The sequence below is a fragment of the Croceifilum oryzae genome (assembly GCF_030814315.1).
Classification (GTDB): Bacteria; Bacillota; Bacilli; order Thermoactinomycetales; family Thermoactinomycetaceae; genus Baia; species Baia oryzae.
Map to the genome: position 1 here is coordinate 19,942 of NZ_JAUSUV010000002.1, position 16,460 is coordinate 36,401.

Genomic DNA, 16,460 nt, shown 5'->3' on the forward strand with positions numbered 1-16,460 from the left:
CTATTTTATAAGCATGAGCGAATGACAAACTCTTGATAAAAGGATTACCATAAATCCACCAAATTTACTTTGTACAATGGGATTAAGAACAATAAAGGATGTGTTTCTCATGCAACATTCTATCTTAGTTGTTGATGATGAACAAAAGGTACTTGATATCATCTGTCCATACTTAGAACAAGAAGGATTTCGCGTTTCTTCTGCTACGACTGGGAACGAGGCGATTCGAAAAGTAGAGGAGATCAAACCTGATTTAGTAGTGCTAGATTGGATGCTACCAGAGAAGAGCGGGCTTGATATTTGTCGAGAGATTCGCGGGATTTCTGGAATTGCTGTGATTATGCTGACAGCAAAGACCGAGGAGATGGACCGGGTATTAGGCTTAGAGATGGGTGCCGATGATTATATGACGAAGCCCTTTAGTCTCCGGGAGCTTTCTGCACGGATTCGCTCTGTTCTTCGGCGGGTAAGCAGCAAAAAAACAGATGAAGAGATTTTACAACGCGGAGATTTGTTTATTGATGTGGAAAAAGTGCGTGTGTGGAAGAATGAAGAAGAGGTTTTCTTAACGGCTGGGGAATTTCAAATCCTATATACACTGGCTAAACGTCCAGGAGTGGTTTATAGTCGACTTCAATTACTTCAAGCAACGACGGGAGATGCCTATATCAACTACGAGCGAAGTATTGATAGTCACGTCAGCCACTTGCGTAAAAAAATTGGTGATGGGGAGAGCGGTGTCCGCTATATTCAGACGGTTCATGGTTTAGGCTATCGTTTCCGAGACGACCGATGAGAGTAAGGACAAAGTTACTGGTTTCGTTATTAGCTCTCATCGTTTTTATGGGAACCGTTTATTATGGGATCTCCTATTTATATTCTAAAAATTTATTCTCCCAATATGTGCAAGAGAGTCAAAAGGATTATGCAAAGCAACTTGCCAACTACTACAAAAAGAATGAGTCTTGGGTGGGTATTGAAAATTACATCAATAAAAAGCTCTTAGGTGAGAAGCAAAAAAATTCGTCTGAATGGGTTCGCGATATTAAAATTTATGATGTCCATGATCATGTATTGGTATCTGCCACTGTGAAAAATAATTTAGTGGAAGGGAAAGTACAAACAGATCAATATCCCATTCTTTATGAGGGAACGCAAGTTGGAACTGTAGAAATTACAGGGACGACACCAATCGGACTTATAATGGCGGAACAACAGGTCTTTCGGACGATCTCATTTGGGACGCTGACCGGAATCGTCTGTACTTCGATTATCGCTTTGTTGCTAGGAGCTTGGCTCACCAAAATTTTCACGAGACCTCTTGGAACGATTTTACAAGGGATTCAAAGGGTGAAAGGAGGAGACCTACAAACGCAATTAAAGCTGGACACGCGAGATGAATTTGGAGAGGTAGCTAATTCATTTGATCTGATGACCCAAAAGCTATATAAAACAGAGCAGGCAAGGACTCATCTCGTTGCGGATGTGGCTCATGAACTTCGGACTCCTCTAACGATTATTCAAGGGCAGCTTGAGTTGATTCAACAAGGAATTAAGCCAGCTGAGCCTTCTACGTTGTTACCGATTCAAGATGAAGTGGCTCGTCTAACTCGACTGGTTCAAGATTTGCATCAGTTATCGTTGGCAGAAGTAGGAAAGTTACCATTGGAGAAAAAGACGGTATCGTTGCGCCAATTACTGGAGCAGATTACGAGTATGTATCAGTTTGAAGCCGAAGAGCGGAAGATTCAATTACGATTTGAAACAGAGCTGGAAAATGAATCCACATCTGTGCAGGTTGATCCAAATCGGATTACACAAGTGATTGTTAATCTATTGTCGAACGCGTTTGCCTATACCCCAGAAGAGGGGGAAATCCTCGTTACGTTGAAAGCGTTAGCAGGAGGGTTTCTCATAAGGGTGATGGATACGGGTTCGGGTATAGATGCGGAACATCTTCCTCATTTATTTGATCGCTTTTATCGAGCGGATACGAATCGATCTAGGCAAGAGGGTGGGACAGGCCTGGGTCTTGCGATTGCGAAAGAGTTTGTAGAAGCACACGGTGGCAAGATCACGGTAGCTAGTGAGAAGGGTAGAGGGACTTGTTTTATGATTTATGTTCCCATAAAGGGATAGAACGATTCCAGTGGACGCGCGCTACTGGGATTTTTTATTTTTTAAAAATTGAAATAAAAACGGTTTTTTGGTAGTATAAGGAAAGAAGTTGTCGAGTCCCTTTATCTGTACGTTCATATATCACATTTTTGCGAAAGAGTGGGTAAATATGTCCGAGATAAAGTTTTGGTATGACGAGTCGATTGAACGGCTTATCATCCTTAACTTAGATAACCAGAAGCGGGTGGTGTACCGTAGTAAGAAGAGGATTGAAACATTCTTAAGCACATATGATCTGGCTCTATCTAGTTGCAAAGGCGTATTTCTGGATGTAGATCGGGTAGGGGTCTTTAAGGCTAGAGAACGGGAATTTGCCCCATTTAGGTGGTTTCGAAAAACAGAAAACACGTATAGCGAATCAGTTGAATAATAAAAGCTGGGACAAGCCTTTGCAGGGTTTGTCTTTTTGTTTGAGGAAATATATGGATATAGGAGGGTGGGCGGCATGTTATCCAGATGGACGGATCGAGAAAAAAAACTAGTTGTGGCGTTAAGTGTAGCGGTTTTGTGCTTGTTGGCAGTTCTTCTGTTTAGAGGGGAGGGATGGCTTAGTACAGGAGGAACTCAGGTAAAAAATGCAGAGAAACCTCAGAATTGGATGGATCAAAATGAAAAAACATCATTAGTACCTCCAAAACGGGAAAGTGTACAGATATTGGTTGTAGATGTAAAGGGTGCAGTTAAAAAGCCAGGGATTTATCAATTTAAAAAAGCAACTAGACTATATGAAGTGATTGAAACTGCAGGTGGAAGTACAGATGATGCAGATTTAAAAAAATTAAACTTGGCTCAAGAGATCTCAGATGGTTCGGTACTCTATATCCCGCGGAAGGGTGAAGAGAGTCAGCCGTTAGTGGGACAATCTGATGCAAGTAGTAAAAATGGCAAGGTTGCAATTAATTCGGCGAGTAGTAAGGAATTAGAAGAGCTACCTGGGGTTGGAGCGGCAAAAGCGGAGGCAATCATTCAATATCGAGAGAAAAACGGACCTTTTAAACGAGCAGCAGATATTGCGAAGGTGCCAGGGATTGGAGAGAAGCTATTAGCACGTTTTAAAGATAAAATTACAGTTCCATAAGAAAAAAGCTCACGCCAATTTGTTTGGCGTGAGCTTCTTTGATAGGTGGTTAAGCCATGATTTTACGTACTTTTTCTAATGCGAGATCTAGCTCTTCCTTCGTGATCGTAAGCGGTGGTGCAAATCGGATCGTGTTATCATGCGTTTCTTTACAAAGAAGTCCTTCTGCCATTAATGCTTCGCAGTATGGACGCGCTTTTTCATGTAGTTCCATTCCGATAAACAAGCCTTTTCCGCGTACTTCTTTTACAACGGGATTTTGAATCTTTTCAAGTTCTTGCTTAAAGTACTCGCCTAGTTCACGAGAACGCTTTGGAAGTTCATCCTCAGCTAATACGTCTAGAGCGGCGATGGCCACAGCACAAGCAAGTGGGTTACCACCAAAAGTAGAACCATGAGAGCCTGGTTCAAATACACCCAGGATATCGTTGTTTGCGGCTACGGCAGAGATTGGCATTACACCACCACCAAGCGCTTTTCCCATGATATACATATCAGGATGTACTTCTTCCCAATCACATGCAAATGCTTGTCCAGTACGACCGAATCCAGTTTGGATTTCGTCTGCTACAAATAATACGTTGTTTTCTTTACAGATTTCGAGAGCAGATTTTAGATAGCCAGCCGGAGGAACGATTACACCTGCTTCCCCTTGAATTGGTTCCAAGATAAAAGCAGCCGTATTGGGAGTAATAGCGGCCTTCAAAGCTTCTAAATCTCCGTACGGTACAATTTTAAAGCCAGGAGTGAGGGGGCCAAATCCGCGTGTGTACTCAGGATTTGAAGAGAGAGAGACGGTTGTCACAGTACGCCCGTGGAAGTTATCTTCACATACGATGATTTCTGCTTGATTATCTGGCACTTTTTTTACATCATAAGCCCAGCGACGAACGGTTTTGATAGCGGTTTCAACAGCTTCTGCACCTGTATTCATTGGCAGAATCATTTCCTTGCCTGTTAACTCGGATAGTTTTTCATAAAATGTGCCTAATTGAGCATTGTGGAAGGCACGAGAAGTTAATGTGATTTGATCAGCCTGATCTTTTAAAGCTTGGATCAAACGAGGATGGCGGTGGCCATGGTTTAATGCAGAATAAGCGGACAACATGTCCATATATCGATTTCCATCCGCATCTTCTACCCAAACTCCTTCTCCGTGGGTGAGAACAATCGGCAGTGGATGATAATTTCGTGCACCATATTTTTCAGTTAAGTTGATTAGATCTTTATTCTTCGACATAACGAACCCCCTGTTCAAAACTTACTATTCCCCTATATTGTATGGAACTTACTTGCTAAGATCAATCAAATGTATGTTCACTCATAGGTGTGCATAAAGTTAAGGATTTTGCTGTCTATTTGTGGTGAAAATTGCATAAAAAGAATGTCAAAAGAAGGAAAAATTTAGGTAATAGAAGAAGAGGAATAGAGTAGAGCTGATACAGAAAGTGGCGAAGTAGATGAATCGCCCTCTTGTCAAAGTGGTAATGGGTTGGTTGATGGGTGTCCTGTGTGTGGAGCTAACAGGTAGTCAATGGCTTTGGTACACATGTGGGTTTATCGTGGTTCTGGTTTCGGGAGTTACTTTTATATCGAGTGAAGTTCGGGGTTCTTATTTGCTTATCGCCTTGACCTGGATGGTGAGTGGCTTTATTTATTCCATTACCATGTTACAAAATGTGTCCGAGCTTCCTATTAATCAAGGTGAAGATGTCCATGTAACAGGTACCATTGAGTCAAAACCAATTCGGGATGGTGACCAATTACGCTTTGATTTACAACTATCCCAAATCCAGCATCAAAGCAAGTGGTTTCATACAAAGGAGCGCATAAGAGTCGTCATCAAGATGGAATCATTTGAGCAATGGAAGCAGTCTCAGCAAGTACAAAGAGGGTGGGTGATCCAATCTCGTTTGCATATGGAGCGTCCTGTGCTACCTAGAAATCCTGGAGCGTTTCACTATAGAGACTATTTACAACAACAATCGATTTTCTGGATTGGAAAAGGTACAGGATTACATATTCTCAAACAGCTTGGGACAGAAAGCTCTCTGATGACATGGATCGATCAGACACATCAATTGTTTGCAGACCAGATATCACAGATCTACACAGATACCGAAGTTCAGGGATTTATGAAGGGACTTCTCCTCGGAGATCGTTATGATGTACCCATGGAGTGGGAGGAACAATATCAAACGCTTGGTCTTGTCCATATCCTCTCCATTTCAGGATTCCATGTGAGCTTGCTGGTGGGAGCGCTTTTCTTACTGCTTCAATACGTAGGAGTGACTCGTGAGAAGTCTGCATGGATGATTCTTCTTTTTCTCCCTTTCTATGTACTTCTGACAGGGGCGGAACCGCCTATTGTAAGAGCGGGTCTTGTATCGGGGATGATGTGTCTCGCCATCGCTTGGCGAAAGGAGAGGGATATTCTTTCCTTCCTATGTCTGGCTGCTATGATCCAGCTTTGTTTAGAACCGCTCTTGATTTCTAATCCTGGTTTTCAACTTAGTTATGCAGTAACTGCTGCTTTAATCGTGGGAACAACCCCACTTGCGGAGCGCTTTCCATATGGGTATAAGTGGTTCCGGTATACACTCGCAGGGGCTTGTGTGGCACAAGCGGCTTCGTTTCCTTTGTTGGTTTATTATTTTCACGAAAGTTCGCTTTTTTCGCTGACGGCTAATGTGTTGTTTGCTCCTTTTTTTAGCGTAGTGGTTTTGCCAATTGGATATGGAAGTTTACTTGTATCCTTCTTTATTTTTTCGGTCGGAGCTTGGTGTGCGCAAGGCTTGACTTGGGTGATTCAGCTAAGTCAAAACGGGATTGAATGGGTACAGCAGGTAGGTGGGCATCTGTTTTCATTTGCACATCCGAATGGGATCTGGTTGCTGGTATATCTCCTATTGATGGTAGGAAGTTGGTGGACTTGGGTAAGTGTTCGCTACATCTATTCTAAGATTCCCTGGGTGATAAGCGGCGTATGGATTTGCTGGATCGGATTCGGAGTCTGGGGAGCCTTTTGGCCAGCTTCCCATCATGAGATTACGATGATTGATGTAGGGCAAGGGGATGCTTTTTTTATCCGAACTAAATCTGGAAAGACCATTTTAATTGATGGTGGAGGAAGGCTACCCTACCCTCAAAAAGAGTGGCAAAAAAGGAGAAATCCGTTTGATGTGGGTGAGGATGTCGTGGTTCCGTTTCTCACATATCAAGGTGTGAATCAGATTGATCTACTTGTCTCCACACACGGTGATGCCGACCATCTTGAGGGTTTAGGTGCCGTGGTCAGGCGTTTTCCAGTAGAAACGATAATCCGGAATCCATTACCGACCATCTCGAAACTGGAGAAAGAGTGGGTCAGGGAAGTGAGAGGGCGTGATATCCCTATTCAGATTGCTCCTATGGGACAAGTTTGGGAGATAGAGTCAGGTGTCTCGATTACCTTTCTGTATCCCGATTTACGAGATGAGTCGTTATATGAGGGAACGTCCAATAATGCAGGACTGGTACTCCTGTTTACGATTGATCAGAAACATATTTTATTTACAGGCGATATTGAACAACATGCTGAGGAAAAGCTTCTCCAATCATGGAATCTACCAAAGATCGATATACATAAAGTCGCCCATCATGGCAGCAAAACTTCCAGTACAGAGGCATTTATTCATCAGATTCGGCCGCGATATGCGCTGGTTTCGGTTGGGGAGAAGAATCTATATGGTCATCCATCTTCTGAAGTGATCGGACGCTTACAACAAGCAGGTACGCAAATCTATCGGACAGATCAGATGGGAGCGGTAACGATTCGCATTAATCAAGAAGGGATTCAATTCTCATCCATGTTGCAAGGAAAAGGGAGTGAGTGATTTGATAGAGCTGTTTCAAAAGGCACAAGGTGGTTGTCGAGATTCGTTAAAAGATTTCTGTCATCATTTAGAAGAGACTTTCTACCAAACTGCCTACTATGTAACTGAGAGGCAACAAGATGCGATGGATGCTACACAGAAAGCCTTGGTTTATGTATATGGACATGTGAAGGATATTCAAGTGAGTGATCTAGAAGCGAAACAACAGGTGTGGGAACAAAAGTTAATTGTACAAGCATGTTTCGATTTATCCAAAGAACGCTCCAAAGTCGTTTCGATGTTGCCTCATCTTACAAGAGATAATCTAGTGAAAAAGCTCCCCGGAAATGTGAGTTTCGTTGCCAGTTTGAAGAGAGCTGTATATGAACTTCCCGAGCGTCCTCGGTTCATATTAGTCTTACGTTACATTCAAAATCTAACGATTCATGAGATCGCAGAAGTCTTAGGAATTTCGGTAGAGTCAGTGAAAAAGCAACTATATCGTGCTCGTAAACAGCTACAAGAATGGCTTAGTGACTATCAAGAGGGGGGACTCTTCCAATGGCAAATCCACAAATCGTAGATCTAATACAAAAGGATTTAGATCAAGATCTGACAAATACAGATCAACAATATTTAGATGTTTATCTTGCTAATTCTCCTGAAGATGCAGCCATGGCAAGTCGCTTCCAACAGTTAGTTTTCGAATTATCTAACTTATGCAAGGTAACCCCGGTGCTTCCATTGACGGAAATGGTGTTTGAACAGATGGAAGAGGAAGAGCGACAACAGCAACGGGCACGCGTTTTAAAGAGATGGAAGATAGCAAGTATTGGGATTGGCATTGTGGTCCTATTGTTGACAGCGGTGATCGCTTTTGTACCGATTGGAACGACATCGTGGCCTATGAAAATCCTAGCGAATCCCCGTCTCTATACCGAGAGTGTAAAAAAGGGGGGTATTCTCTCACCTGATAAAGACTTGGTAGCACTATGGGACGAAAAAAATCAAGTACAAGTTTATGATAAAAAGGGTAATGAAGCGATTCCCAAACAAAGTATGGTAAGCGCGAAAGATCCAAAGATCGAGTGGCTGAATAACGATCGACTCATCGTAAAGTTTACCGATTCAGTAGGCGGGCTTGTTACATTTGAGTTTCCAGTAGAAACGAGTGCTAATAAACGATAAACTAAAGGGATGAAGGGGTGAATGGAATGGATCGCAAAATACTACAAGACATCAAGAAAAACCAAATTCATCCTGTTTATTTTTTGTATGGAGAAGAGGAGTTTTTACTAGAAGAAACGCTAGACTGGATCAGGCAACAATTGTGTGAGCGTAGTACAGGGGATCGGGAATGGAATGAGGTTGTGTTTGATCTTGATGAGACACCGATTCAATCTGTGCTGCAAGAACTGGAGACTCCTTCTTTCTTTGGGGATCGTAGATGGATTATAGCGAGGAATGCCTCATTTTTTGGTAATCATAAAAGTAAAGTGGAGCACGATACGGATGAGTTCCTCGAATATATAAAGGATCTTCACCCAGATAATATATTGATTTTGACTATGTCAGGATCTTCTCTGGATAAACGAAAGAAAGTGGTTAAACAGATAGAAAAGGTAGCTAAAATCTTGAAGTTTGAGCATTTAGAGGGGCCAGAGTTACAGAGATTTGTCGCAAAGAGGTTTCAATTATTGCAAGTACAAGCTGATACGGAAGTGATCAATCGGTTAATTGAGTTAGTTGGAAATCAGCTACGCCTCCTTGCTCAGGAATGCCAAAAGGTAGCTCTATTTGCAGGAAAACAAGGTGTAATCACACTGGAGCAAGTGGACCAACAAGTGGTACGTACGTTAGAGCAGGATGTATTTCGTCTAACAGATCAGATGGGGAAACATAATAAAGAAAATGCGATCCAAATCTACCGTGATCTTGTCTTTCAAAAAGAAGATCCGATTAAAATCTTGGCTTTGATTACAAGACAATTTCGCATCATGTTACAAGGTAAACTACTAGCACAAACGGGGAAAAATGAAAAAGAGATCGCAAGTCTATTAAAACTTCATCCTTATCCAGTGAAACTTGCTCTCCAACGGGGAAATTCGTATTCGGAAGAGCAACTTCAGACACTACTAGAACAGGCAATTGAAACAGATCAAGCCATTAAATCAAATCGAGTGATTGATAAAGAATTTGCTGTGGAACGCATCCTCTTGATATTGTGATATGATGAACATGTCAGATTAATAGAAGGGACAAATGACTATGGAAGATACACAACTTCGTTCCCTGCGACAAAAAGAATTGCTTTATACAAACATTCTTTTTGTCGTTTATGCTGTAATCGTATTTGGACTTATTTTTAGTCGAGCCTCTACCCCTATCGTGTATGTGGTATTAGCAATCATTTTTGCGATATCACCGCTAAGTATGGTGTTGGTTCGTAAGTCGAATATACTCTATCTCATGTTCCCGGGAATGAATGAACTCCTTCGTTATGAGAAAGAGAAGCTAGGAGATCAATGGTTACGTTATCAATTATCAAATGTATATTTGCAAGTGGCGGTCTCACTTTTTTTTATGATTCAAGCTATTATTCGTCCCGCTCATCCATTTGTGAACGGTTTACCGCTATGGTATTTTCTGGTGGTTCCGGCTGTTTTGTTGATGTTAGGAAATTTAAATGTTAGAAGCCAAGCTCGGAGAATTGACCGATCGGATTATGAGCAGTTGAAGATTCATACGGGTGATCGTGTGTTGTTTACTTCTATTTTTTCAGTTGTGGCGCTTGTGATAACAGTTGTGGTATTTGTAGCTTATAAGATATTAGAGAAGTCTTGGTCGCATATTGGTCCATTCTAGGTTTATATAAAAAGCCCTGATCCGCTACAATGGATCAGGGCTTTTTATGCTTACTTCGCTTCTGCAAGATTTTCTTTTGGATGTGCTTTGCTATGTTTTAAAATGCGACTTGTTACTTCGTAAGCGGAGGTGAAGGATAGTTCGGAGAGTTGACCTTCTCCTTGGCACCAGTCGCCGGCAAAGGATGCATTTGGTAGACTATAGAATTTTACTGGCATGAGGCGTTGATCGTTGATGCATTTGATTTCTTGTACGGTAGCTTTTTTAGATAGACGTTTGGCGACTAAGAGATCCCGCCAGCCAGCGTAATGCTTATCGTATACGGTTTCGATGGCGGCAACTTTTTCATCGGCCTTGCCTTCAGCAATCTCGTCTTCGTTTAGATAGGCAATTGCTTGTAAAAGCTGTCCGCCTTCTGGAACGCAGGTGTGATCATAATGAGAAATATCGGTGATAAAGACACGTTCCTGCTTGTGATAGATGTAGGTGTACGGGCTTGGAATCCGCTTGCTTAAGCCGAGGTCATATACAACTACTTGTGTCGGTTTGTACTGATTATACTCGTCAAATAAGGATGCAAATTTAGTTTCTGCAAACAATGCAGTGAGGTCCCTAGGTGGAATACAGAAAATAATCTGGTCCGCGATATACTCGGTACCTTCTTTACCTATTAGCTTCGTGACTCGATTGCCTTCCATCTCTATCTTTGAAACCTTTTCTTTGGTGATAATCTGTCCACCATTGGATTCAATGATGTTTGCAAATCCTTCTACGATTGACTGCCAGCCACCGCCGATATAGGCAACGGCACGGTTGGTAGAGAACAAACGTTTATAATACTGGAAAAAGAGTGGTGATGGAATTTTTTCTGATTCGTTGGTAAAGAAATTAGATGATGCTACCGTGAGTAGCAAATCTCGGATCTGAGCGGGTTGGTTCTCTAAGTATTCCCCGATCAGAACGCCATCTTCTCCTCGCTCAATGGAAGAGAGAGTTTTTGTAATTTCATAGGCAAAACGAACTTTGTTGTTAGCATCTAATATTTTGGTTTTATACAAGCCTTCCAATGTGGCTGGCATAGGCGTAGTAAAAGAGCCTAAATCATAATAAGCTTTGGAAGGTGTAAAGTCTTTCCAATCCACTTGGAGGTTAATTTCGCTTTCAAATTTTCGTAAGGTGGATCGATCCCTTGCATAGATAGCATGGGCTCCAAAGTTAAAGTTAAACCCTTTCATGGGAATCGTGATGGCACGACCGCCGAGCTTAGGTGCTTTTTCGAGTAAGGTAACTTGATATCCGTGATGTGCGAGTCGCGCAGCTGCGGAAAGGCCAGCTAGACCTCCTCCAACTACTATTACTTTCTCCGGCACAACAAACACTCTCCTCTATTAAAAGCGATTACACTTTTTGTTTTCATTTGAAGATATATACAAAATTCATTTTCATCATCTTCTATTGTAACAATTTGTGAGTCAATGAGGTAGTGTTCATGGTATGTTCGAAAATTTCTCTTTATTTTAGAATATGTGTTATTTCCAACTAGGATACTATATTTCAGTTTTCTCACACCGGCTATTCTTTGGTACGGTTCTTTTTCATAGTAGCAATCAGTTGCAACGAATTTTAACAAAACAATTAACAATATTTACTAATTTATGAATGAAATTTAATTTTAAATAACAAATTTACAAATAAGAATATATAATCTTATTTTTTGTTCACATAAAATTGTAAAATAGTCTTGAAAATGAAAATAGAATCTGTATAATTTTTATTAAATAAATTTATATAATGTATGAAAATTACTTGTTGACTTATAGAGTCAATTTGGAGGGATGATGAAAATAAATTTATTTTCTTTGAAATTACTTCCATCTACTTAATGGGAATAAAAAATATTTCAAGTTAAATAAGGAGAATTTTTATATGAATGAGATATATTATCCTTTAAGTCATCCACAGAAGCGGATATGGTATACAGAAGCGATTTATGCAGATCAGGGAATATGCAATCTAAGGTTCTTGGTTAGGATATCCAGCGAAATGAACTATTTGCTATTGAATCGGGCTATAAACCGAATGATTAGCGAAAATGATAGTTTTGGTATCCGACTCAAAGAAAATAAGCATCAGGAGCCGGAGCAATATTTTGTCAAACATCAAGAAAGGAAATTCGACTTTTTTGACTTCAGTGCTGAAGAGGATTCGACTCGACTAGATCAGTGGCTTGATCAAAAGAGACACGAAAAGTTTGCGTTATTTGATTCCGATCTATACGATTTCTCAATCATCAAAGCAAGTGAGAATGAATGTATTGTTTACGGTGAAGCCCATCACATCATGATAGATGGTATATCGATTGAGAAATGTTTAAATCAAATTTCTCGCTGCTACCATTCTTTTCTTAATAATGATGATTTTATAATGAATTCAAAATGCTCCTATCTCCAATTTTTAGAGAGTGAACAGGCTTACTTAAAAGGCAACCGATTTGAAAAGGATAAGCAATTCTGGCTAGAGGAATTCGAAACGATTCCGTCCGTAACAGGATTAAAAGAGTATAACCCCTACCAAGTAAGTACGAAAGCATCACGAGAGACGTTTACAATACCGGAAAGCTTATCGAAAAAGATTGATGAATTTTCGAAAGAACATGGTTTTAGTATCTTTACGATTTTTGTTTCGGCTCTTTCGCTTTCGGTGTATCAGTGGATGTCATCGCCTGATATTGTTTTAGAAATGTCCTATGGGAACCGTACCAATAAGCAAGAGAAGGAGCTTATGGGGATGATGGTTAGCACAGTCCCTTTAAGGATAAGTATGGACCCTAATGAGGAAGTGCTTACATTCATTAAGCGCGTATCAAGAAAGCAACAAAAGATATTACGACATCAGAAATATCCGTTCAATTTATTATCAGAGCATATTAGTCAAAAGAACGGTGGCAGCAAACGTTTGTGTGGTATCTCGATCGATTATAGAGAAATGAGTAATGGTGATATTACTTGGATCTCTCCTAATGAAGAACCAAATGATTTTGCTATCCATTTAGAAAACCTAACGACTTCAGGAATTCTACGTGTGCATTTAGATTATCGGAATGAATTATTTACAAAAGAAGAAATGGATCGCTTCTTTACATCGATGCTGAATCTACTGCAAAACACAGTAGAAAGTCCAAGTCGGAAGGTTAGGGAGATAGAGATTCTCTCAGAAAAGGAAAAGGAGAAGATCTTAGTCGGATTTAATCATACACAAGCAGATTTCCCATCGGATAAAACCATTCACGAATTTTTTGAACAGCAGGTGGCGCTTGACCCTGAAGCGATCGCAGTAGTTTATCAAGATCAACAACTTACTTATCGGGAGCTGAACGAGAAAGCGAACCAGCTGGCTCACTACCTACATAAAAAAGGTGTCAAACCTGAGACATTAGTCGGAATCTGTGTGGATCGTTCGCTTGAAATGATCATCGGTCTTTTAGGGATTTTGAAAGCAGGAGGGGCATATGTTCCGCTCGATCCTACTTATCCAGAGCAACGACTTCAATACATAGTAGACGATGCTGGAATTCAGTTGCTCGTAACTCAAGAAAGTCTACAGGAAAAAAAGGGGTTATTTAGAAACATTGAATCCGTTTGTCTGGATCGAGACAATGATGAGATTGCACAAGAAAATGTTACACCGCTTCTCTCTGGTGTTGATGCCCATTCTCTTGCTTATGTAATCTATACTTCAGGCTCAACTGGAAATCCAAAAGGGGTTATGGTAGAGCATCGACAGTATGTCAACGTGGCATTAGGATGGCGAAAAGAATTTGCGCTGGATCGAATTCCCGTTCGTTTATTGCAAATGGCGAGCTTTTCATTTGATGTTTTTGCAGGAGATGTTGCTAAAGCATTGTTAAATGGTGGCGAGTTGATCTTATGCCCTGAAGAAATTCGCTTTGATCCAACGAAACTCTATCAACTTTGTAGAGAAAATCGGATCACCATTTTGGATTTAACACCTGCGATGGCTGCTCCTTTTATGGAGTATATCTATGAAAATCAATTTAGTTTACCTGACTTGGAGTTATTTATATTGGGTTCGGATAGTTGTTCTGTAGAGGAGTATAAAAAGCTTTTATCCCGTTTTGGAAACCAATTCCGAATTGTCAACTGCTATGGAGTAACAGAAGCGAGTATTGATACCAGTTATTTTGAAGCGTCCAGAGATTTGCTACCAGATGCAGGACATGTTCCGATCGGAAAGCCGTTGCCTAATATGCAAATGTATATTGTGAACCAGCAGTTGCAATTACAACCGATCGGTGTTGATGGGGAATTATGTATAGGTGGAAATAGTGTTGCTAGAGGGTATTACAACCGACGGGAGTTAACAGCTGAGAAGTTTATCGATAATCCTTTTATTCCTGGTGAGCGCATATATCGAACAGGGGACTTAGCTCGCTGGTTACCTGATGGGACAGTGGAATTTTTAGGAAGAATGGATCATCAAGTGAAAATTCGTGGATATCGAATCGAGCTAGGTGAGGTTGAATCTGGATTGGTCCAAATTCCAACGATAAAAGAAGCAGTTGTCATGGCTCGGGAAGTTTCAGGTAATCAAAGTGAGTTATGTGCCTATATTGTATCGGAAGAAAGTTGGTCCAAAGATTCTCTACAGGACCAGTTATCTAGTCTGTTGCCATCTTTCATGATCCCAACACATTTCGTCCAATTGGATCAAATCCCACTAACTCCAAATGGAAAAGTGGATCGTAAAAATCTTCCTGCGCCTAAGGGAATATCAAAAAATATGCCATTTGAAGCTCCAGAGACCGAAATGGAGAAAATCTTAGCTGCCATTTGGAAAGAAATTCTGGGTGTGGAAAAAGTAGGAAGGTTGGATAACTTTTTTGACTTGGGTGGAGATTCCATAAAGGCGATTCAAGTTTCAGCACGTCTTCATGCAGTTAAACTAAAGTTAGAAATGAAATATTTGCTAGGTGCCCCACAATTAGCGGAGGCAGCATTACGAATGGTCAGAACAGAAAAACAGAATTCACAATCGAAGGTAGAAGGAATTATACCCTTAGCGCCAATTCAAAATTGGTTTTTTAGCCAATCGTTTGTGGAGTCCAGTCATTGGAATCAGTCCATGATGTTGTACAGTCCGGATGGTTTTGATGAACAAAAAACGAGTCAAGTCTGGACGGCTCTTGTTGAACATCACGATGTCTTACGTTCCACGTTTCGCAAAGAAGCAGAGGGCATAGTGGGCTTTATTCAAGAAGGGCTGGAAACAAAAACAACACCATTATTCAACATGACAGTTTTTGACCTAACGAATGAACAAAATCCAAAAATGAAGATGGATCATGAAGTAAATGATTTGCAAGCGGGTTTCAATTTAGAAGAAGGCCCCTTAGTTCACTTAGCTTTATTCCGAACAATAGAGGGTGATCATTTGTACATGATCATTCATCATCTGGTTGTGGATGGTGTTTCTTGGCGCATCCTCTTAGAAGATTTCGCTACCGGCTATACGCAGTTGGCAGACGGAAAAAAGATCGAGCTACAACCAAAAACAAGCTCCTATCAAATGTGGGCAAGAGGTTTACAAAAATACGCTCGAAGTGAACGGGTAAAGAAAGAATCTTTATATTGGGAAAAAATACAAAAAGAGGAATCCTTAGAGTTGCCAAGGGACCGGAAAGTTCCTAATAGGATGGTTCAGGATCTGAATCATATCATGGTTACTCTTCAGGAAGAAGATACATTACACCTTGTGAAAAAAGCGCATCAAGCTCACCAGACAGAATTGAATGATTTGTTACTGACAGCATTGGCATTAACGCTCCAATCATGGACAGGCCAATCCAAAGTACTCATTGAGTTAGAAGGGCATGGTCGAGAGCCAGTTGTAAAAGATTTGGACATTTCTCGTACAGTAGGGTGGTTTACGACGACATATCCTGTTTTATTACATGTACCAGGTTCAAATAAATTGGGTGAGACCATAATCAATGTCAAGGAGACGCTCCGTAACGTTCCACTTAAAGGAATTGGATTTGGTATTTTGAAATATTTAGCACCAGAGGTAGCAGAGTTGCCATTTACCAAACAACCTGAAGTGATCTTCAATTACCTTGGGGAATTTGATAAACAGATGGGAGAATGGGAAATGTCATCATTTTCTTCTGAGAATCGAGACATTGGACCAAGGAACCATGAACTGTTCCCTTTAAGTATCAATGGTATTCGCGTAGGAAACCAGATGAATTTTTATTGGTCGTTTCATCCAGAGGAGTTTGCAGTAGAGACGATACAAGAAATCGCGAATCAGTTTGTTCAGCATTTGAAACAAATCGTTCAATACTGTACTTCTGTAGAAGAGACAGAAAAAACTCCATCCGATTATGGATATACAGGGATGAGTGTAGATCGTTTTCGTCAATTACGTCAAAAGATCCAATTGAAACTAAAATAGTCGTTAGTCAA

The 16,460-nt window shown here is 40.7% G+C and carries 12 protein-coding genes; 10 read left to right on the forward strand and 2 right to left on the reverse strand.

The genetic code is table 11. The annotated features are described in order from the left end of the window. Positions 1 to 109: 109 nt before the first annotated feature. The 4 genes from J2Z48_RS01850 (at position 110) to J2Z48_RS01865 (ending at position 3,256) form a co-directional block, all read left to right on the forward strand. Positions 110 to 796, forward strand: coding sequence for a response regulator transcription factor (locus tag J2Z48_RS01850; protein ID WP_307250470.1), 687 nt, complete (start codon positions 110 to 112; stop codon positions 794 to 796). After that, entirely contained in the window at positions 793 to 2,139 is a 1,347-nt protein-coding gene (locus J2Z48_RS01855) for a sensor histidine kinase (RefSeq protein WP_307250472.1), read from the forward strand. Before J2Z48_RS01850 ends, J2Z48_RS01855 begins: the two co-directional genes overlap by 4 nt. A gap of 148 nt (positions 2,140 to 2,287) precedes the next feature. Beyond that, complete coding sequence (locus J2Z48_RS01860) at positions 2,288 to 2,548, forward strand: hypothetical protein (protein WP_307250474.1); 261 nt, start codon at positions 2,288 to 2,290, stop codon at positions 2,546 to 2,548. Positions 2,549 to 2,623: 75 nt separating this feature from the next. Next, complete coding sequence (locus J2Z48_RS01865; protein WP_307250476.1) at positions 2,624 to 3,256, forward strand: helix-hairpin-helix domain-containing protein; 633 nt, start codon at positions 2,624 to 2,626, stop codon at positions 3,254 to 3,256. Positions 3,257 to 3,305: 49 nt separating this feature from the next. Here the strand turns inward: J2Z48_RS01865 and J2Z48_RS01870 are convergent, their stop codons facing one another. Beyond that, entirely contained in the window at positions 3,306 to 4,496 is a 1,191-nt protein-coding gene (locus tag J2Z48_RS01870) for an ornithine--oxo-acid transaminase (RefSeq protein ID WP_307250478.1), read from the reverse strand. A 220-nt stretch (positions 4,497 to 4,716) separates the two neighbouring features. On the opposite strand from J2Z48_RS01870, the gene J2Z48_RS01875 reads away from it, so the two are divergent. Genes J2Z48_RS01875 through J2Z48_RS01895 form a run of 5 tightly spaced genes read left to right on the forward strand, consistent with a single transcriptional unit; the run spans position 4,717 to position 9,975 of the window. Next, positions 4,717 to 7,131, forward strand: coding sequence for a DNA internalization-related competence protein ComEC/Rec2 (locus J2Z48_RS01875; protein WP_307250480.1), 2,415 nt, complete (start codon positions 4,717 to 4,719; stop codon positions 7,129 to 7,131). Between the two features lies 1 nt (position 7,132). Further along, entirely contained in the window at positions 7,133 to 7,693 is a 561-nt protein-coding gene (locus J2Z48_RS01880; RefSeq protein WP_307250482.1) for an RNA polymerase sigma factor, read from the forward strand. Further along, entirely contained in the window at positions 7,672 to 8,298 is a 627-nt protein-coding gene (locus tag J2Z48_RS01885) for a hypothetical protein (protein WP_307250484.1), read from the forward strand. Before J2Z48_RS01880 ends, J2Z48_RS01885 begins: the two co-directional genes overlap by 22 nt. 26 nt (positions 8,299 to 8,324) lie before the next feature. Then, positions 8,325 to 9,338, forward strand: coding sequence for a DNA polymerase III subunit delta (gene holA, locus J2Z48_RS01890; protein WP_307250485.1), 1,014 nt, complete (start codon positions 8,325 to 8,327; stop codon positions 9,336 to 9,338). 40 nt (positions 9,339 to 9,378) lie between these two features. Continuing rightward, entirely contained in the window at positions 9,379 to 9,975 is a 597-nt protein-coding gene (locus J2Z48_RS01895; protein ID WP_307250487.1) for a hypothetical protein, read from the forward strand. 50 nt (positions 9,976 to 10,025) lie between these two features. Here the strand turns inward: J2Z48_RS01895 and J2Z48_RS01900 are convergent, their stop codons facing one another. Beyond that, complete coding sequence (locus J2Z48_RS01900; RefSeq protein WP_307250489.1) at positions 10,026 to 11,345, reverse strand: phytoene desaturase family protein; 1,320 nt, start codon at positions 11,343 to 11,345, stop codon at positions 10,026 to 10,028. A 556-nt stretch (positions 11,346 to 11,901) separates the two neighbouring features. Between J2Z48_RS01900 and J2Z48_RS01905 the strand changes: the two genes are divergently transcribed. After that, the gene (locus J2Z48_RS01905; protein ID WP_307250491.1) at positions 11,902 to 16,449 is read left to right on the forward strand and encodes a non-ribosomal peptide synthetase; all 4,548 of its coding nucleotides are present in this window, start codon (positions 11,902 to 11,904) and stop codon (positions 16,447 to 16,449) included. Positions 16,450 to 16,460 lie beyond the last annotated feature (11 nt).

Excerpts from the sequence above, each read along its gene's own strand:
- J2Z48_RS01850 (WP_307250470.1), top strand. The coding sequence starts at position 110 with ATGCAACATTCTATCTTAGTTGTTGATGATGAACAAAAGGTACTTGAT.
- J2Z48_RS01855 (WP_307250472.1), top strand. The coding sequence starts at position 793 with ATGAGAGTAAGGACAAAGTTACTGGTTTCGTTATTAGCTCTCATCGTT.
- J2Z48_RS01860 (WP_307250474.1), top strand. The coding sequence starts at position 2,288 with ATGTCCGAGATAAAGTTTTGGTATGACGAGTCGATTGAACGGCTTATC.
- J2Z48_RS01865 (WP_307250476.1), top strand. The coding sequence starts at position 2,624 with ATGTTATCCAGATGGACGGATCGAGAAAAAAAACTAGTTGTGGCGTTA.
- J2Z48_RS01870 (WP_307250478.1), bottom strand. The coding sequence starts at position 4,496 with ATGTCGAAGAATAAAGATCTAATCAACTTAACTGAAAAATATGGTGCA.
- J2Z48_RS01875 (WP_307250480.1), top strand. The coding sequence starts at position 4,717 with ATGAATCGCCCTCTTGTCAAAGTGGTAATGGGTTGGTTGATGGGTGTC.
- J2Z48_RS01885 (WP_307250484.1), top strand. The coding sequence starts at position 7,672 with ATGGCAAATCCACAAATCGTAGATCTAATACAAAAGGATTTAGATCAA.
- holA (WP_307250485.1), top strand. The coding sequence starts at position 8,325 with ATGGATCGCAAAATACTACAAGACATCAAGAAAAACCAAATTCATCCT.
- J2Z48_RS01895 (WP_307250487.1), top strand. The coding sequence starts at position 9,379 with ATGGAAGATACACAACTTCGTTCCCTGCGACAAAAAGAATTGCTTTAT.
- J2Z48_RS01905 (WP_307250491.1), top strand. The coding sequence starts at position 11,902 with ATGAATGAGATATATTATCCTTTAAGTCATCCACAGAAGCGGATATGG.